The organism is Paenibacillus sp. FSL H7-0756 (assembly GCF_038006765.1).
GTDB lineage: Bacteria > Bacillota > Bacilli > Paenibacillales > Paenibacillaceae > Paenibacillus_AQ.
This window is the reverse complement of record NZ_JBBOVT010000001.1, coordinates 1,337,098-1,355,012: the sequence shown is the minus strand read 5'-3', so window position 1 is coordinate 1,355,012 and position 17,915 is coordinate 1,337,098. Positions and strand designations below refer to the sequence as shown.

The 17,915-nt window shown below is 55.9% G+C and carries 15 protein-coding genes; 1 reads left to right on the top strand and 14 read right to left on the bottom strand.

All coding sequences use genetic code 11. The features are described 5' to 3' along the window. Window positions 1-34: 34 nt before the first annotated feature. Window positions 35-862: a formate/nitrite transporter family protein gene (locus NST04_RS06030; protein WP_341183566.1), complete on the bottom strand. Its 828-nt coding sequence runs from the start codon at window positions 860-862 to the stop codon at window positions 35-37. Between the two features lie 284 nt (window positions 863-1,146). Here NST04_RS06030 and NST04_RS06025 point away from each other — a divergent pair, with 284 nt between their 5' ends. Further along, window positions 1,147-1,533: a nuclear transport factor 2 family protein gene (locus NST04_RS06025; RefSeq protein WP_341183565.1), complete on the top strand. Its 387-nt coding sequence runs from the start codon at window positions 1,147-1,149 to the stop codon at window positions 1,531-1,533. A 238-nt stretch (window positions 1,534-1,771) separates the two neighbouring features. On the opposite strand, the gene NST04_RS06020 is transcribed toward NST04_RS06025, so the two are convergent. From NST04_RS06020 to NST04_RS05960, 13 genes are all read right to left on the bottom strand, one after another. After that, complete coding sequence (locus NST04_RS06020; protein ID WP_341183564.1) at window positions 1,772-3,136, bottom strand: FAD-dependent oxidoreductase; 1,365 nt, start codon at window positions 3,134-3,136, stop codon at window positions 1,772-1,774. Window positions 3,137-3,539: 403 nt separating this feature from the next. After that, complete coding sequence (locus NST04_RS06015; RefSeq protein WP_341183563.1) at window positions 3,540-5,174, bottom strand: formate--tetrahydrofolate ligase; 1,635 nt, start codon at window positions 5,172-5,174, stop codon at window positions 3,540-3,542. Between the two features lie 164 nt (window positions 5,175-5,338). After that, window positions 5,339-5,815: a glutathione peroxidase gene (locus NST04_RS06010; protein ID WP_341183562.1), complete on the bottom strand. Its 477-nt coding sequence runs from the start codon at window positions 5,813-5,815 to the stop codon at window positions 5,339-5,341. A gap of 84 nt (window positions 5,816-5,899) precedes the next feature. Then, a complete protein-coding gene (locus tag NST04_RS06005) occupies window positions 5,900-6,922 on the bottom strand; it encodes an LLM class flavin-dependent oxidoreductase (RefSeq protein WP_341183561.1) in 1,023 nt (340 codons plus the stop codon). A 340-nt stretch (window positions 6,923-7,262) separates the two neighbouring features. Beyond that, window positions 7,263-7,601 (bottom strand): DUF3243 domain-containing protein, encoded by a 339-nt coding sequence (locus tag NST04_RS06000; RefSeq protein WP_340751213.1) that lies wholly within the window; start codon window positions 7,599-7,601, stop codon window positions 7,263-7,265. A 402-nt stretch (window positions 7,602-8,003) separates the two neighbouring features. Next, a complete protein-coding gene (locus tag NST04_RS05995) occupies window positions 8,004-8,837 on the bottom strand; it encodes a M15 family metallopeptidase (protein ID WP_341183560.1) in 834 nt (277 codons plus the stop codon). A gap of 250 nt (window positions 8,838-9,087) precedes the next feature. Next, the gene (locus tag NST04_RS05990; protein ID WP_445667872.1) at window positions 9,088-11,004 is read right to left on the bottom strand and encodes a DEAD/DEAH box helicase; all 1,917 of its coding nucleotides are present in this window, start codon (window positions 11,002-11,004) and stop codon (window positions 9,088-9,090) included. A 427-nt stretch (window positions 11,005-11,431) separates the two neighbouring features. Next, window positions 11,432-13,102: an ABC1 kinase family protein gene (locus NST04_RS05985; RefSeq protein ID WP_341183558.1), complete on the bottom strand. Its 1,671-nt coding sequence runs from the start codon at window positions 13,100-13,102 to the stop codon at window positions 11,432-11,434. Then, the gene (locus tag NST04_RS05980) at window positions 13,103-13,450 is read right to left on the bottom strand and encodes a phasin family protein (protein ID WP_341016074.1); all 348 of its coding nucleotides are present in this window, start codon (window positions 13,448-13,450) and stop codon (window positions 13,103-13,105) included. A 115-nt stretch (window positions 13,451-13,565) separates the two neighbouring features. Continuing rightward, on the bottom strand, window positions 13,566-14,198 hold the full coding sequence (locus NST04_RS05975) for a ThuA domain-containing protein (protein ID WP_036728279.1): 633 nt from the start codon (window positions 14,196-14,198) through the stop codon (window positions 13,566-13,568). Between the two features lie 54 nt (window positions 14,199-14,252). Next, window positions 14,253-15,065: a uroporphyrinogen-III synthase gene (locus NST04_RS05970; RefSeq protein WP_341183557.1), complete on the bottom strand. Its 813-nt coding sequence runs from the start codon at window positions 15,063-15,065 to the stop codon at window positions 14,253-14,255. 177 nt (window positions 15,066-15,242) lie between these two features. Then, a complete protein-coding gene (locus tag NST04_RS05965) occupies window positions 15,243-17,234 on the bottom strand; it encodes a methyl-accepting chemotaxis protein (RefSeq protein ID WP_341183556.1) in 1,992 nt (663 codons plus the stop codon). Window positions 17,235-17,466: 232 nt separating this feature from the next. Then, window positions 17,467-17,868: a Fur family transcriptional regulator gene (locus NST04_RS05960; RefSeq protein WP_341183555.1), complete on the bottom strand. Its 402-nt coding sequence runs from the start codon at window positions 17,866-17,868 to the stop codon at window positions 17,467-17,469. Between the last annotated feature and the right edge of the window lie 47 nt (window positions 17,869-17,915).

The window sequence follows — 17,915 nt, the reverse complement described above, 5'->3', positions numbered from 1 at the left end:
CCGGCGATTCACACCGGGTCAGGTCCGATATTGATTAAGCGTGTTTCTTCAAGCCCGCAGCAGGGACGCCTGCAGCCGAGCTCACTGCTCCCGGCTCTTTGCGCAGATAGGCCATCCAGTACGCAGCAGCCACGAAGATCGCGCCGCCCGTCAGATTGCCCAGCCAGACCGGAACGAAGTTGGCCACATACTGGCCCCAGGTGAAATGTCCTTCGAAGATCGCAGCAGGGATAAGGAACATGTTAGCTACAACGTGCTGGAAGCCGATGGCCACAAACGCCATGGTCGGGAACCAGATACCGAGGATTTTACCGCTGAAATTGTCTGCCCCGTACGACAGCCATACCGCCAGCGCTACCAGCCAGTTACAGCCGATCCCGGAGATAAAAGCCTGCAGGAACGTAGCGTCGATCTTATGCTCCGCCATACTTACCAGCTTCTCCAGATACACACCATCTGATGTAAGGCCAACGATGTGACCGAAGAAATAAGCGACGAACAAGGCGCCTGCCAGGTTGCTGAGCGTGATCAGCACCAGATTCTTGATCACTTCCAAGAACGAGATCTTCTTCGCAATGAACGCCAGCGGCACCGCCATCATATTGCCTGTCAGCAGTTCCCCTCCGGCAAGCAGCACCAGAATGAGTCCAACCGGGAACACCGCAGCCCCGATGAAGTTAGCGATGGACCCCCACTCGGCAGGCGCACCGGCAATGACACGAATATCCAGCAAAAATCCGAGCGCAATAAACGCCCCTCCCAGAAAACCGAGAATGAGTACAGTGCTAAGCGGATTATGTGCCTTCTTGACTCCGTTCTCTACCGTCACTTCAGCGATTCCCTGCGGTTTGTTATAAGCCATGATTCCTATCCCCTTCTAATTACTTAAAATTTGTTCCTTTATGCCATTGTAACGTGATCCTAATCACATTTACGTGATAAAAGTCACTATCCGAAAAACCTAGTGAAAGTTTTCACTGACATGTCAAATTTACCATAAAAGCTGGATTCATGCACTGATTTAATGCAGTTCAAGGAATTCACAGATTAAACTCAACGGAAGGAACCGGAGCATCCAGCAGCGAATAAAAAAGATAAAAGTTATACCGGCTGCTTGTTAAACAGGCCAGAGAGAGGAGTCTTTGTATGGTTAGCCAAGAAGTACAGGACATCATTGAAACGTATATCAGGGCATATAATTCTTTTGACATTCAAGGCATGGTTGACCTGATGCACCAGAATATCATTTTCCGGAATATTTCGGATGGGGTAACCACCACGGAAACCAGCGGCATCCCGGCATTCCGGGCATTGGCTGAGCAATCATCAACGATGTTCTCCAGCCGCCGCCAGATCATTATCGGGTACAGCGCAGGACCTGACAATAATGTTGAGGTGGCCATTGATTATGAAGGCATTCTTGTCGTAGATATGCCTGGAGGATTATCGGCCGGTGATATGCTGCGGCTAAAGGGAACGTCTATATTCGGCATTAAGGATGGAGAAATTGTGTTGATTGAGGACCGCAGCTGAGCACATAACATTTAAGAAACACAAGAGTAAACGGCTTTGTCGTCCTTCACAAGGACGGTACCGTTTCGGCGAGAAATAGACGGATAAGATGTAGTCGGTTTTTCGACCACATTCAGCCCGGATGACCACTCGCGTATCCCCGGCTTTATGCACCACTTATCCACATCGGAAGAAAATCATAATTCCCTTATCAAAAAAAAGAGCCCGGAATGGGCTCTAATACAAAGGTATCAATAAATTAAGCGTGGACAGGCTCCTTGACCGGAGCAGGCTTAGGCAGAGCCTGGAGGCCTGCGGTGTTCAGGAAGTTCCAAGGCTTGTTGTAGTGCGGCTGGAAGAAGAAGTCGATGAAGGCCAGCTGGTCAACGGTCATCTTATTCTGGATGCAGACCGATACGGTATTGATCGACTGCGTCAGATCCATCTTGGACATAATCTGCGCGCCCAGAATGCGGCGGGTGGCACGGTCAAAGACCACTTTTACCTGAACCTGCTCGAAGGTTGGCATGAACTCCGGACGGTAGTTGTCGATCAGCATCACACTTTCCGTATCCATTCCCTCGGCTGCGGCCGCCTCTTCCGTCAGTCCGGTTCCGGCAATATTGTCTTCATAGATCTTGATGCCCGACGTTCCTTGCGTACCCATGTAAGGGATCGTGTTCGAGACCAAGTTGCGGGCGACCAGCGTTCCCATACGCACTGCATTGGTGGCCAGCGGAATGTATGCGTGCTTACCCGTTGGATTGTAATGAATCGCACAGCTGTCACCGGCAGCATAGACATCAGGCAGGCTGGTCTGCATATAATCGTTCACCATAATCGCGCCATTCGGCAGCATATCCACTTGACCCTTCAGCAGCTCGGTATTTGGACGGAAGCCGATGCAGAGAATCACCAGATCCGTCTCATGCTCACCCTTGCTCGTAATCACCTTGGTCACTCTGCCGTTCTCCCCTGCGAAGGAGGCAACCTTTTCGCCCAGCGCCAGCTTAATGCCGTGATCCTCAAGCGACTGCTGGATCGGTGCGGTGAACTCTTCATCGAGATATTTGCTCAGGATGCGGTCTTCCCCATCAATCAGCGTAACTTCCTTGCCGTTCATCTGAAAAGCCTCCACCAGCTCGACCCCGATATATCCGGCACCGACCACAGTAATTCTGTTCACCTTCTGCGCTTCTTCGATAATGGTGTTGGAGTGATTGTAGTTCTTCGAGAGCAGGATGCCCTCCATCTCTATCCCTTCGAGCTTAGGCACGATCGGCCATGAGCCTGTTGTCATAATTAGTTTGTCATAAGTATCTTCCATTTCCTCGCCGGTCACGAGGTTACGGGCTTTCAGGGTTTTGCCGGCGGTGTCAATGTTGATTACCTCATGGCGCATCTTCGTCTGCACACCCAGCGCGGCCAGCTGTTCCGGGGAGGAATAGAAGAGTCCCTGCGGGTCCTTGACCACACCGCCAACGTATAAGGCAATGCCGCAAGACAGGAATGAGATATTATCGTTACGCTCATACACCGTGATCTGTGCATCCGGGTATAACTGTGCGGTATTTACAATGGCGGCCGTTCCGGCGTGGGTACATCCAATGACTGCTACTTTCATGATTTCTTCCTCCTCCAAGTTGAAAAGCTTATTTAGTAAGGCTTGTGTTTACGTTTGTGATTGTTTTCACTTTATACACTGATTATATTGTGATATTTATCACATTACAAGTGTTTTTGTGATTTTTCTCACATTGTTCACAATTTCAAATTTTAATAACTTTGGAGTTTCACCGCATCATCCACTCCACTAGTGCCGCCGATGCGCTCTTCAACCTTCGCTTAGTTTCCCCCGGAGGAGGGGCATTATGTCTGCCAGGAGCAGGAAACAGCAGGAGGGAAATTGGCTTATGCTGCGCTCCCAGTCCAATTGTGATCGGTTTTTTGCATACAAAAATAGCCTCACCCTCCGCAGCATACCTGCGGTAAAGTGAGGCCACACTACAACTATTGGCTGGGATGTCTTATTCCAGACCGGAAATTACGCCATCCTCATCCACCAGTATTCCTTCTGCCGCAGGCTTGGCGGGGAGGCCCGGCATCGTGACCATGTTGCCAGTGATCACTACAGCGAATCCCGCCCCGAGGGACAGGGTGATGTCCCGGACGCCCATGGTGAAGCCTTCCGGGGCTCCGAGCAGCCGGGGCTGATCCGAGAAGGAATACGGGGTTTTGGCCATGCAGACCTGAAGATGGTTCAGGCCCAGCCGGTCAATAATAGCCAGACTACGCTTAGCGGCCGGAGAGAAGGCTACTCCCGCTCCACGGTAGATCTCCGTGACGATGCGGTTGATTTTGGACGGAATATCCAGATGGTCATCATACAGCGGTGCGTACTGCACAGGCTCCTCCCGGTCCAGCAGCTTCAGCAGCTCCTTCGCCAGCTCCTGTCCGCCCGCGCTTCCCTCCGCCCATACCTTGGATACCGCAGCAGGTACCCCCAGCCGCCCGCAGGCCTCCAGCACCTCATTCACTTCCGCAGGGGCATCCCCCTCAAAATGATTCAGCGCCACCAGCACAGGCACGCCAAACTTGCGCAGATTCTCAATATGACGCTCCATATTGGACAATCCGGAGAGCAGCGCCGGCCGGTTGCTCTCATACAGCTCTTCCTTGCGGACGCCGCCGTTGTATTTCAGCGACTTCACCGTTACCACCAGGACAGCAGCCGCAGGAGCAAGCCCTGCCTGGCGGCATTTGATATCCATGAATTTCTCCGCGCCCAGATCTGCGCCGAAGCCTGCCTCGGTCACCACCACATCGCCCAGCTTCAGCGCGTAGCGGGTTCCGATCACACTGCTGCAGCCGTGGGCAATATTGGCGAACGGGCCGCCATGCACAATGACCGGGGTTCCTTCCAGCGTCTGCACCAGATTCGGCTTCACCGCCTCCTTCAATAGCGCAGTCATCGCCTCCACAGCTCCAATCGCCTGTGCGGTTACCGGCTGACCTGAGTGGTCATATCCGACCAGAATGCGGCTGAGCCGCTGCTTCAGATCCGCAAGGTCGCTGCACAGGCACAGCACGGCCATAATCTCGGAGGCTGTTGTAATCTGAAAACCGCTCTCCCGCACAGTTCCGTTGCCGTCGCCAAGGCCGGTCACGATATTCCGCAGGCTGCGGTCATTCATATCCATAACTCGTTTCCAGACGATGCGCTGCGGATCAAGCCCCAGGCTGTTGCCCTGGAACAAATGATTGTCGATCATCGCCGAGAGCAGGTTATGGGCTGCGCTCACCGCATGGATATCCCCTGTGAAATGCAGGTTAATCTCATCTGCCGGAACAATCTGCGCCTTGCCGCCCCCGGTCGCTCCGCCCTTCATCCCCAGACAGGGACCAAGCGAAGGTTCACGCAGCGCAGCCACCGTACGTACACCCGCTGCATTCATCGCCTGAGCAAGTCCAATCGTCGTCAGCGTCTTGCCTTCACCTGCCGGTGTAGGATTCATTGCGGTAACCAGAACCAGCTTGCCGTCCGGCTCATGCTTCAGCTCTGCCCAGAGCGAGGGCGCCAGCTTGCTTTTATATTTGCCGTACAGTTCCAGATGCTCTTCCTTAATCCCCGCTGCCGATGCTACCTCTGTAATTAACCTCATGCCTGTATGTAACCCTCCTGCCGTTATTATCCTGCATCCTTGCTTCCTGTAAGCCATTCATGGTGTCACGCGAAACATGTCTCTTCAAAGGATACAGGGTCTCTGAAAAGATTCAAGGATAATTTTCATAAAGGGCTACTTCAGAGCGGTTAATTTCAGCCTTACTACAGCAGGGATTCGATAAGCTCCTTCATGCTCTCCGGTGATTCCTTCGGCTCGACACGGGCCACTACATTGCCGCTGCGGTCCACCAGGAATTTCGTGAAGTTCCACTGGATATCACTGCTCTCGCCGTCACCCGGCTGCTGGCCCTTCAAGTATTGAAACAGCATGCTCGCCTCCGGACCATTCACATCGACCTTGGCGAACACCGGGAACGTAACTCCATAGTTAATCTGGCAAAAGGACTCCGCTTCCTCGCTTGTGCCCGGCTCCTGGCCGGCAAACTGGTTGCACGGAAAGCCCAGTACCACCAGACCCTGATCCCCGTACTGCTCGTACAGCTTCTGCAAATCTCCGTATTGCGGGGTCAGTCCGCACTTGCTGGCCGTATTGGCGATCAGCAGCACCTTGCCCTCATAGTCCTTAAACGGCACTTCTGTACCCGAAGGCTTCACTCCGGCAAAACTATAAATCGACATCTCTGCTTCGCTTCCTTTCGGCTATATAATTAACCTCTTCATTTTACCCTATTCGCAGCCAAAACCAAATTCCGGCGGGAATGGCTACGTCCTGCGCTCCAGACCGCAGGCTTCGGCGATGAGCCGGATGGATTGCAGCTTGTCCTCAAAGTCATGGATATGCGAAGAAATCATCAGCTCCCCGCAGCGGTATTCTTCCGCCAGCAGCTGAAGCTGCTCCCTGACTTCAGCAGGCGAGCCTATGACCATCCGCTTCCGGTTATCTGCAATGGTGAAGCGGTCGTACGGGGTATATGTATAGTTCAGCGCTGTCTCTACGGACGGGGTCGGGGCAGAGAGGTGTTCCCTCTCCAGGCTGACCAATGAGAGATCCATACTGGCAGCCAGCCGGTCTGCCCCGGCCGATGTCTCCGCACAGACAGCGAACACCGCAAGCAGCGACTTCGGCGATGCGGCAGCCACGGAAGGTGCGAAGCCATCCTGGTACTCATGCACCGCCCCCGCTCCTCCGTTCCTGGCAATGAACCGGGCGAAAGCATACCCGGTTCCCAGCCGGGCAGAGAGCGCCGCACTCTCCCGGCTTGAGCCCAGCAGCCAGACCTCCGGCGCTGCGTCCACCGCAGGGGTTGCCCGTAATCCGGCGTAACGCTGCGGAGATGCTCCGCCCTCAGAGTCATACAGATAGGCCATCAGCTCCCGGATCTGCTGCTCGTACCGGTCAACGTCGTCAATAGTGACACGGGTATCCTGTAGTGCTTTGGCGGCCAGAGCACCGCCGCCTGCCGCCCTCCCTATCCCGAGATCGATACGTCCGGGATAGAGTGCCTCCAGGACGCGGAAATTCTCAGCGACCTTGAACGCGCTGTAATGCGGGAGCAGCACCGCTCCCGAGCCGATGCGGATCGTAGAGGTTACCGCAGCAAGATGCGCCATCAGCACTTCAGGGCTGGAGCCGGCGAGGCCCGGCGCAGCATGATGCTCCGCGACCCAGAAGCGGTGATAACCAAGCCGCTCCGCTTCGTGGGCCAGCAGCGCAGTCTGGCGGAGCGCCTCGGCCGGAGTGCTTCCCTCCGGCACCGGGGATTGATCGAGAATGCTTAATTTCATGTGAGAGCAGCTCCAATGGGTTGGATTTTCGAGGCTTCAGCATACCGTACATCTATACTAATATACTAACTATACCCGCACCGATGTAATTCACAACCGGAAGAATGTAATGCCGCCAAGCAAACGCACGGGCTGAGGATACGGTTCAGCCACAGACTGATGTGTCAAAGGTTACTTGCACAGTAATCAGGCGGCTCCGCAAGGATCACGGAACCGCCTGATTTATTTTCATAGGAAGGAATGCAATAACGATGTTCATGTTACTTTTTCAGGGATCCATTTTACCCGATGCTGTTGGTGATACTGGTAGTGCTCCTGTTGCTTACCGGCGCTGCCTCTTTTACTGTTGCACCATCTTCACCAGCATATGCGCCAGCCGGTGGCGTTCCTCCTTGTTGCCGGCCTTCCACAATTCCAGCAGCAGCTTCTCTTCACTATTGCGGGGCTCCTCATACGCTGCCAGGTAACCGGCGATTTTCTCGGCGGCCAGTGCCAGCTGTTCGTCGCTGAGACCGATTTTTTGCGCCAATTGAATGCGCTTTCCTAAATACGCCTTGAAGTGCTCGAAGTTGTCCAGTATCATTTCCTTCTGCCCCGGATCAATCCGGTCGAGCGCCTCCGTTACCCGGTTCATGGTCACACTGCCGTCCTTACTCACCACATGATTATGTTCAGACATCAAGAAACGCCTCCCATTTCATAGTGTGCGGTTTCCCACTACTTAACCAGCGTTCCCGGGGGTGAACCACCGTTCACGAACGAGTCTCCGCCCGCTTCAGCAGCATGCAAGGCATGCAAGTGGATAAACGTATCTTATTTTCCCGGTTTCAGCGGATTGTCAGGAAGCAAGTGGATAAACAGCATCTAATTGGTGGCGTTTGACTACTTTTGCTGAATATTGATTAATTAAGTGCTCATTATCCAACTGCTGCCGGAGGATAGCTCAATCGCGCCGCAGCAGCTGGATGAAATCCACTTATTTCCTGAATGGAAGGACAGATACTGGTGACAAGTCTCCGCCCGCTTCCCAGACACACAAACGGCCCCGCAAATCGCGGGACCGCCTGATTATAGTGCGGGTTTAATTCGACACCGGGACAGCGTCATAATATTCTTCGAGTGTAATCCCTCTTTCGGCGATGGAAGCGGCAATCTCCTTACCTACGTAACGGACATGCCAAGGCTCGTACTTGTACCCGGTAATGGCCTCCTTGCCCTCAAGGAACCGGATGATATAGCCGTATTCAGCGGCATGGGCGGCCAGCCACTCCGCTTCCTTCGTCCCTGCAAAGCAGCTCTCGGCTGCACATTTACCGTCTCTGCCGGACAGGTCAATGGCCAGTCCCGTCTGATGCTCGCTGTGTCCCGGCATGGCACTGTAGGTGCGGGCCTTCTCTTCACCGTCTCTGGCGACATAGTTATTGAACAGCCTTTTCTGGGTCGATTCCGAACGGTAGCCGGATACACCGGCCAGATAGACCCCGTCCGCCTTCGCCCCCGCGAACATCTCCTCCAGCGCCGCAGCCGCTTCACGCCGCAGCATGCGCTTCTCAATCTTTTCCGAGAAAATAAAAGGAACATCCGGGTAGACCAGATCGGAAGGCTTATACTTATCAGGCAGGCTGTACTGCTTATTGACCATGACCGCGATGCTCTCCGGCTCGGCTACCACCATCTCCGCAGCATTATTACCGGATGTTCCATTACCTGAACCTTCAGGATCTGGCTGATCCGTAGGCTCTGGTACTGCCGAAGCTTCAGGCGCTGCCCCCGGCCCCTCGGCTCCCAAATCTGTGCCTGTGTTAACATTGGTTCCGTTCTCCTGAGAAGCTGACGGTGCCGTATACTTCCCGATTCCCCAGCCGGCCGCAATGACGACGATGAGTAGAATGACAATTTTGGCGGTTTTGGACATGCTGTGTAATCCTCCTAAACGTTGTGTACCCTCGCACTCCTGAATTCGGCAGATTCCCGGCTGATCAAGAGTGCAGGCTACTTTCTATATCTCTCTATACTTGTACCCGAATATCCGAATGTTCTGGCAGCATCTATTAGACAGGCCTGATAGCCAAAAGGTTTCAGTAAATAAATATTACCATAGAGTCATTGGCTGTTACGCCGACGGCCCTATGGTAACAAGGATTAGCTATGCATGTAAAGTGCCTTTATCTGGCGGAGCCGCGTCCGCCGCGTGAACCGCCGCCGGAGCCTCCGCTGCGCCCGCCGCGCGATGAATTTCCACCGCTGCGTCCGCCCGAGCTGAAGCCGCCCTTACCGCCCTTGGAGCCGCCTCGTGAGCCGCCCTTGGGAGCGGAGGCGCCTCCGCCCCCGGCATCGTTGCTGCGCGCTACATGCGCCCGGAATTTCGGGCTCGACTTCGCGCCGCCGGGATTATACCCGGCCCCGGAGCCGGCACCCTTCGAAGCGCCGTAGCTGAAGCCGCCGGCATCTGCGCCCCGCGATACGTTGGTGCTGTAGCCGCTGCTCGGCCCGCCCTGGGAGGCGTTGCCTCTGGAGGCCCCGCCCCGCGCAGCGCCGCCCTTGCCGCCGCGTCCGCCGGCGGCACCCGCACCTGCACCCGCAGCATAGCCGCTGGCTGCTGCGCTGTCGCCGCCGCTGGCGAAGGCGCCGTAGCCGCCGCCAGGTCTCGGCTTCTTCGCCGCGCCTGGCCCGGCGGAGTCGCCCTTCGGCGCCGCAGCTGCGCTGTACGCGCTGCGCTTGCCGCCTCCGGCCGCGTCCTTCCGGCTGCGGCCGCCGCCTTCCGCAGGCGCGCCCCAGCCGCCTGCGTCCTTGCCGCCGCGTCCGCGCCCGCCCGGACGCCCTGCGGCTTCGCCGCGCGGCGCACCGCCGCTGCGGCCCTGCCCGCGGCCGCCACGGCCGGCGCGCGCCGCTTCAGGCGCCGCGCTCTGCCGCCCGCGCGGCGAGCCGCCGCCTTGGACCGAGGTGAATTCGCCTACGCCGAATTCATCCTTCTCGTACCGGCGGCGGTCCAGCCGCTGGGAGATGCCGTGCTCGATCAGCTCGAGCCCGTCGCGCTCGCGCGGCGAAGCGAACGTGATCGCGAGGCCCTTGCCTCCGGCGCGGCCGGTGCGGCCAATCCGGTGAATATAGCTGTCCGCATCCAGCGGAAGATCATAGTTGAAGATATGGGTGATCCCTTCAACGTCCAGGCCGCGTGCCGCCACATCCGTAGCCACCAGCAATTGGAGCTTGGCATCACGGAACCGCTTCATGACAGCTTCGCGCTTGCCCTGCGACAGATCTCCATGCAGCTCGTCGCAGTCATAACCGGCCGCCTGCAGCGCCTCGTTCAGCTTGATGGCCCGGCGCTTCGTCCGGCAGAAGATGATCGCCAGGTAAGGACGGTCGCGCTCGATCAGGGAGATCAGCGCCTCTTCCTTATTGCGGTCCGAGCATTCCACCACCTGCTGGCGGATATTATCCAGAGGGATCGGCGATCCGCTCTTAATAATGACATCCAGCGGCTCCTTCATATAGTTCGCTGCCAGCCGCTTGATCGGGTCCGGCATTGTCGCAGAGAACAGCATCGTCTGGCGGCGGTAAGGCACCGCTGTGATGATCGTCTCCACATCCTCCAGGAAGCCCATATGCAGCATCTGATCCGCTTCATCCAGCACCAGCATCTTCACGCCGCTGAGGTCCAGCGTCTCCCGGCGCAGGTGATCCAGCAGCCGTCCCGGCGTACCGATGATCAGATGTCTGCCGCCTTCCAGCTTACGCAGCTGCTTCTCCACATCCTGTCCGCCGTAGACCGCCAGAATCTTCACGCCCGTATGACGGGCCAGCTTGCGCGCCTCCTCTGTAATCTGCAGCGCCAGCTCACGCGTCGGCGCGAGAATCAGCGCCTGCGGATAAGCGGCCTCGACCCGGATCTTGTCCATAATCGGCAGCAGAAAAGCCAGTGTCTTCCCCGTTCCCGTCTTCGCCCGCGCAATTACATCCAGACCCTGCACCAGCGGCGGAATCGCCTCTTCCTGCACCAGCGTCGGCTTCACGATGCCCTGCCCCTTGAGCAGATCGGTCAGCACTTCTGATACTCCTAAATCTTTAAAACCCGGCAATTGCTCCACCTCACTATTTTTCTAAGTTTTCATTTCAAAAAAGTCTGGTCACTCGGCCCGGTATCCAGTCAGGTTACATCCTAATTTCATAACTTATATTCATCCATGTAACGGAGTAAAGTACGCAAGGTAAGCAGAGGGGATGTCATCCTCAGGTCCTTTGACAAGGACGGTACCGTTCACATTCTTATCGTTTCAAATAAAAGCGGAAGCACCCCGTCACCGGAGCCCTTCCGTCCTATGGGCCCGCAAGGCAGCGGTCGAACGTTCGGTTATACGGCGCAGCAGCGATCCACCGGACGTTCAGACGGCACTCCATTTGCGTTCCATTACACTTTAATTGTGGCAAGTTATCTTAATATTGTACTTGATTTCGCAGCCTTTGTGTGCATCCGGCGAAGAATAATTATTTATCCGGCGCTTCCGGCTAGAATCTCCCCGATTTGAAGATGGAGAACAGCAGCCACAGAATCATCAGCAGTGCGATGACCGAACCGATCTCCACAATCGGGAAGTCCCAGAGCAGCGACGGCTCGCCGCGCAGGGAGGAGGCAACAATCAGTCCGGCCATGATAATGCTGAAGGCCAACAGCACGATACTGAAGGAGAGACGGTTGCCGATCCGGCTGAACTTATGCTCCAGGTCCTGCAGCTCAGGTACCCCGATCTCTACCTTCAGCTTTCCCTTGCTGATCAGCGAGGAGAGCTGCCGGGCCTGGGCGGGAAGCTCGACCAGACTCTCGGCAAGATCAGCCACCCCGCCCAGCAGCTTGCGCTGCAGGCGGCTTCCGCTGAAGCGCTGCTTGAGCAGACGTCTGCCGAACGGCTCGGCCATCTGCATAATGCTGAAGGCCGGGTCCAGGCTGGCGACCATGCCCTCCAGCGTGAGCATCGTCTTGCCCAGCAGCGCCAGATCCGGCGGAATGACCAGCCGGTGCTTGCGGGCAATGCTGAACAGATCATTCAGCGCCTTGCCGATGCTGACCTGCTTGAACGGGATATCATAATACTGCTCGCGCAGCCGGTCCATATCCTCGTGCAGCGCCGTCCGGTCAGCCTCCTCCGGGATCACTCCCAGGCGCAGAATGGCCCGTACCATCGAGTCCGTATTCTTGCGCATGAGAGCAATCACCAGCGCGGACAGGCCGTCCTTCATATCCTCGCTAAGCCGCCCGACCATTCCGAAGTCGATCAGAGCCAGCTTCCCATCCTTCAGCACCATGACATTGCCGGGATGCGGATCGGCGTGAAAGAAGCCATGAATGAAAATCTGATTCAGCATCATCTCCACAAACTGCTGGGCAATCGTCTTAAGCTTCATATCCAAGCCCAGCAGCTCGTCCTTGCGGTTCAGCGTAATTCCCTCCATGTACTCCATGGTCAGAATCCTGGTGGAGCTGAAATCCCAATAGATGGCCGGTATATATACGTTATCTTGAGCAGTCAGCTGCCCGGCTATACGCTCGGCATTGCGCCCTTCCTGGGCGTAATCCAGCTCTGCCATCAGAGCCCGTGAGAATTCCTCGACCATCCGGGCTAAGCCGTATTGCCTGGCCCAGTCCATCTTGCGCTCGGCGAGCAGGCTTAGATCCGATAGAATCTCTAGATCCCTGCTCATCGTCCGCATGACGCCTGGCCGTTGTATTTTGACCGCTACACTCTGCCCGCCATGCAGCACAGCCCGATGCACTTGGCCGATGGAGGCGGCAGCGAGCGGATGATTCTCGAAATATTCGAAGACCGCATCAATGGACTGGTCCAGCTCCTGCTCCAGAATATTGCGGGCCGTCTCGGCTGAGAACGGCGGCACATTGTCCTGCAGCTTGACCAGCTCCTGAATAATCGCATCAGGCAGCAGATCGGAGCGCGTACTGGCGAGCTGGCCCAATTTGACGAAGGTCGGCCCCAGCTCTTCAAGCACCCTGCGGACCCGCTCAGCGAGGGTCACACTTTCATGAACCTCCTGTGTGATGATCCGGCGGGGAAGCGACAGAAGATGGTAGAGGCCCAGTTCCTCCACCATATAGCCGAAGCCATGACGCATAAGCGCCATGGCGATTGCCCGGTAACGTCCGGCATGCCTTATGCGGACAGCCATTTATTCCGTACGCTGTTCCGGCACGGTGGTCTCCTGGGGTGACTTGCCTTCCAGCTCGGCAACACGGCCCTCAAGCTGGGCAATGCGCGATTCCAGCCTGGTGATATCCTCCTGCACTGGTACCTTAAGCTCCTTCAGAACCCGCTGAACCTGCTCCTGCACGGCAGACTTGAACGCACCCCGTTCTTCATCTCCGCGCTCTACCAGCCGGTCCACCAGCGCCTTGGATTCCGACGGGGCCAGCTCGCCCCGCTTCACCAGCTCGTCTACGACCTTTTCAACCTTTTCCTTGCTGACAATGGTGAGGCCAACGCCTAATGAGATAGCTTTCTTCAACAGATCACTCATGGTACTTCCCTCCCAAAGATTGCAGTTATGGATAAAGTATACCCCTTCGCCCGCCATTTCACAAAATAACCCCACAAAGTGGGGCTTAGCACCGATATTGCTGATTATTTGCTGATTATCTGGGGATACGCGCCGCCCAGGTGGCTGCCCGCAGAATCAGCTGGCGAACAGCCGGATGCCGGAACGACGGCTCATGATGGCCCGGCATCAGATAGACCACCCGTCCAAGGCCATAGCTGTGGCACCAGGCCGCAGGCAGCATCTCCCCGTCCGCTTCGTATTCAAGCAGAATCTGCTTCTCGGTGAACGGATCGAACTCGAACCGGTACGGCTCTTCATCGAGCTGGAAGTCTTCGATGCCCTCGGTAATATCATGCTCCTGCACCTTGAACTGAAGCGGAGTATAGGCCGGGTGGCCGGTGAATCTGGCACCGATCAGCTGGGCCAGCTCATAACGCTTCGCCAAGGATACCCCTGTGTGCAGGACAATCAGACCGCCTCCTCCGCTGACATAGCTCAGCAGACCTGCCGTCTGCTGCGGAGATACGGTTTCATTCCACAATTCATTATATGCGATACACAGATCATATCCGGACAAATGCTCGCTTAGCATCAGCTTCTTGTTCTCCGAGCATTGCACAGTCAGAAGCTCATTCAGAATTTCACTGACCTGCTTGTCCACACCTTGCAACGGGTGAAACCGGGGGTGTGTGTAATCGCCTAACAACAGGCATTTTCTCTTATCCATAGGTCTCCTCCTCCATCTCTCTCTGTATTTGTAGTTGTAATTGAACGTCCGCTGCTAGCGGTTAGCCGCAATATAGCGGCCCAGGGTAACGAACATGCTGCCCATCCGCTCGTGCTCCGGCATGACGATCCGCTTCACGCCTTCTTCCTTCAGGGCCTCCGAGGTCATACGGCCTACAGAGACCGCAAGCACCTTGTCTTCAAAAGCCTGCACCAGCGCCGCAAGCTGCCCCTGCTCCCTCGCATGCTGTGCCAGGAAGCGGAATTGCGGTGCACTTGTGAACGCCACCGCATCCACCTGACCTTCCGTGATCTCTGTAAGCAGCAGTTCCAGCGCTCCAGGCTCCGGCTGAGTATACCTGTAAGGCTGCACACAGCTTACAGCTGCACCTGCCTGCTCCAGCCACCCGACCAGCTGCGGGGCAGTCTCCCCGTGCAGCTGAAGCATGACGCGCTTACCCTGCAGATCATAGTCCTGCAGGCCGCGGATCAGTCCGGCAGAGCTGCCGTCATCGTCACGCACGACCGGCTCAAGCCCCCGTTTCTTCAGGGCATTCACTGTCTTATAGCCACGGGCAGCAACAGGTGAGGCAGAGAGAACCTCCAGGAAGCGGTCTGCAAGCGCAAGCTTCGCAGCCGTCTCGAACAATGCGTCCAGCCCCATACCGGTAGTCAGAATAGCCAGATCCGGCGGCTGCTCCGTCCAGGCAATCAACCCCTCACGCAGGGCGGCATCATCCAGAAAGGTTGTCCCTTGAGCGGGACGGTGCAGCGCGGTTCCTCCCATATTCTCTACCAGCTTGGCCATGTCTTCCGCTTTACGCGGACCGGCCAGGGCTACGGTAATGCCCTTTAATTGCTCTGCCATGAACGCTTCTCCCCTTCATCACCCCGTATTGTTGTTTATCAGTATACTTGCAAAGTGAGGTAAAAGAAAAGACCGGACCGTATATTTGACCTCAGGAATTCTGCTTATCTTCAGGCACGGTAAACCCTCCGCAAGCGATGAGTTAAAAGTAATTCTCACACGTGCAGGTTTGAGGCTCTACTGGTTACCCGGGTGCAGCTTGAAGCGCCCGACCAGCTGCTGCAGTTCATCGGCTTGGCGGCTGAGGTCGGCTGAGGAAGAGGCGATCTCTTCCACCGAGGCAAGCTGCTGCTGGGCTGCTGCCGAGATCGTCTCGGTACTGCCTGCCGCAGCCTCGGTGATGCCGCGGATTTCGCTGATGGCCTGGTCCAGACTGTCTGCTTCTGCAGTCAGGGTCTGAACGCCTTCGTTCATCCCGCCTATGGTCTCCGCGGCCCCTTTAATTGCCCTGCGGATGCGCGAGAACGAACGTCCCGTTGTATCCACAGCCATAATGCCGTCCATTACCTTGCTCTTCGCCTCCTCCATGGATGCCGTAGCCCGGATCATCTCTGCATGGATAGAGGCAACCTGTTCGGAGATCAGGCTTGCCGACTTCCCGGATTCTTCCGCCAGCTTGCGGACCTCCGAGGCCACTACCGCGAACCCGCGCCCCTGCTCCCCCGCTCTGGCCGCTTCTATAGAAGCATTCAACGCCAGCAGGTTTGTCTGACGCGAGATTCCCGAGATGACACCGGTAATCCCCTGAATCTGCCCGACCCGCTCACTTAGCTGATCGATAACCGCGCCCATCTCCTCCACGGTCTCATGAATGCCGTTGATTTTGTCGACTACGCTGATGACCGAATCATTGCCCTCCGCAGCTGACAGCGAGGTCTTGTCCATCATTACCGACACCTGCTTCATGAACTCCGAGATATGGGCTACCTCAGTGGTGGTGGCAGCTGTGCTAGCCATCCCTTTATGTACACTGCTGACCTGCTGCTGCGTGCCGGCTGCCACCTCCTGGATGGCCACTGTAACATGTTCTATTGCTTTGGTCGTCTGCTCTGCCCCCGCGCTCAGCTGCTCAGCGGAGAAAGAGACATTATCCGTCATAGTCTGTACCCCGATAATCATCTGCCGCAGATTCTCTACCATCAGGCGGAAATTCCCGGCCAGCAGGCCGATCTCATCTCCCCGGAAGTCCCCGATATCCTGCGACAGGTCGCCGCCGGCAATCCGCTCGGTTGCCTTGCGCAGGCGGATCAGCGGCTTCAGGATCGACGCGATATTGAAATAGATCAGCACCAGCGCCAGCAGCACTGACACAGAGATGACCAGCCAGACTGTCTCACGGATGTCGCTGGTTGCCTGCGTAATCTCATTCAAGCTGAAGGTGCCTCCGATTCTCCAGCCCGTCAGCTCATTCACCATGAAGGTCATCTTCTTGGGTGCATCCTTATATACATAATCGAAGCTGCCGCTCTCACTCCCGAACATCTGCTTCACGAAGTCAAGCGAGGATTCCGCGCCAATTGCTTCTGTGGGATGAACCAGGAATTTCTTGCTGCTGTCGATAATCAAAATGTAGCCCTCCTGGCCGACCTTGATGTTCGTCATACCGGCAAGGAAGGACAGATCCAGATCAAGGCTGACTACACCGTTTCCGCCCGCGAGCACCGCCGATACTGCAATGGCGCTCTCCCCCTTCACCGTCTGAAATACCGGAGAGATCACTGTGCCGCTGCCCTGCTTAAGCGCATTGATATATGTATTTTCCTTGCGGGGATCATAGCCCTCCGGCAGCTCCAGCTCTGCGCTGCGGATGCTCTTGCCTTTGCTGGTTCCGGCATAAATATCAAGCACATCGGGATGCAGCGCCGCATACTCCCTCAATCTGCTCTCCAATGCAGGCGCCGCCAGTCCGGCTGCCTCGTTATTAATGGAATCTGCCGGAAGCTGTCCGGCAAAATAGAGGATATCATCTATTTTCGACTGAATATTGGAACTTATGATCTGATTCACTGCAATTACACTTTCCCGGGCATTATTAGTAAGCTGCTCCTCCATGGTGCTGCTGGCCGATTGATAGGTTAACCAGCCTATAATGATGCTCGGTACCAGCAGGACAAGCAGATAGGTAGTAATCAGCTTTGTACGGATGTTCAGACGCACCTTTTTATTCATATAATGGACTCACTCTCTCTTTCTTCATGGGTCTTAAGATGGATCATGGCGGCAGGCTTAATATATAATTAAATATCAGCCCCCGAAACCCTCTTTTTTCCGGTAATTGATGATAATTTCCCTATATTTATTGATAATTTTTATAGGAGCACAGCAAAAAGACCGTTTCAATGAAAACGGTCTTTTATTATATCCGGTTACTATGCGGACCCTCGCAGCTCATACAAACGTCCTAGTTCTGGCGTGAGTTCCTGCTCTGGCAGGCCGGGCAGATTCCCCCGAATACCACATGGGTATGAGTGATCGAATAGCCTGTATCCGCCGCCACCGAATCGCTCCACTCCTGCGGAACCTGACTCATCACTTCATCCACGGCACCGCAGATTTCACAGACAATATGCTGGTGGTCGTCCAGACGCGCATCATACCGGCTGGCCGCCTCGCCCAGCTTCAGCTCGCGGATCATCTGCTTCTCTGTAAGGTAGCGCAGGGAATTATAGACCGTTCCATAGGCCAGGTTATGCCCTTGCCCGACCAGCCGGTTCATGACTTCCGCAGCAGTAGGGTGATCATGGGAATTGCGGACGATATCGTATACGGCTTGACGCTGAGAGGTAAGGTTCAGGGTTCTCATCTTTATCATCCTCTAACTTGTTTTTAGATCAAGTATAAGTCCTGATG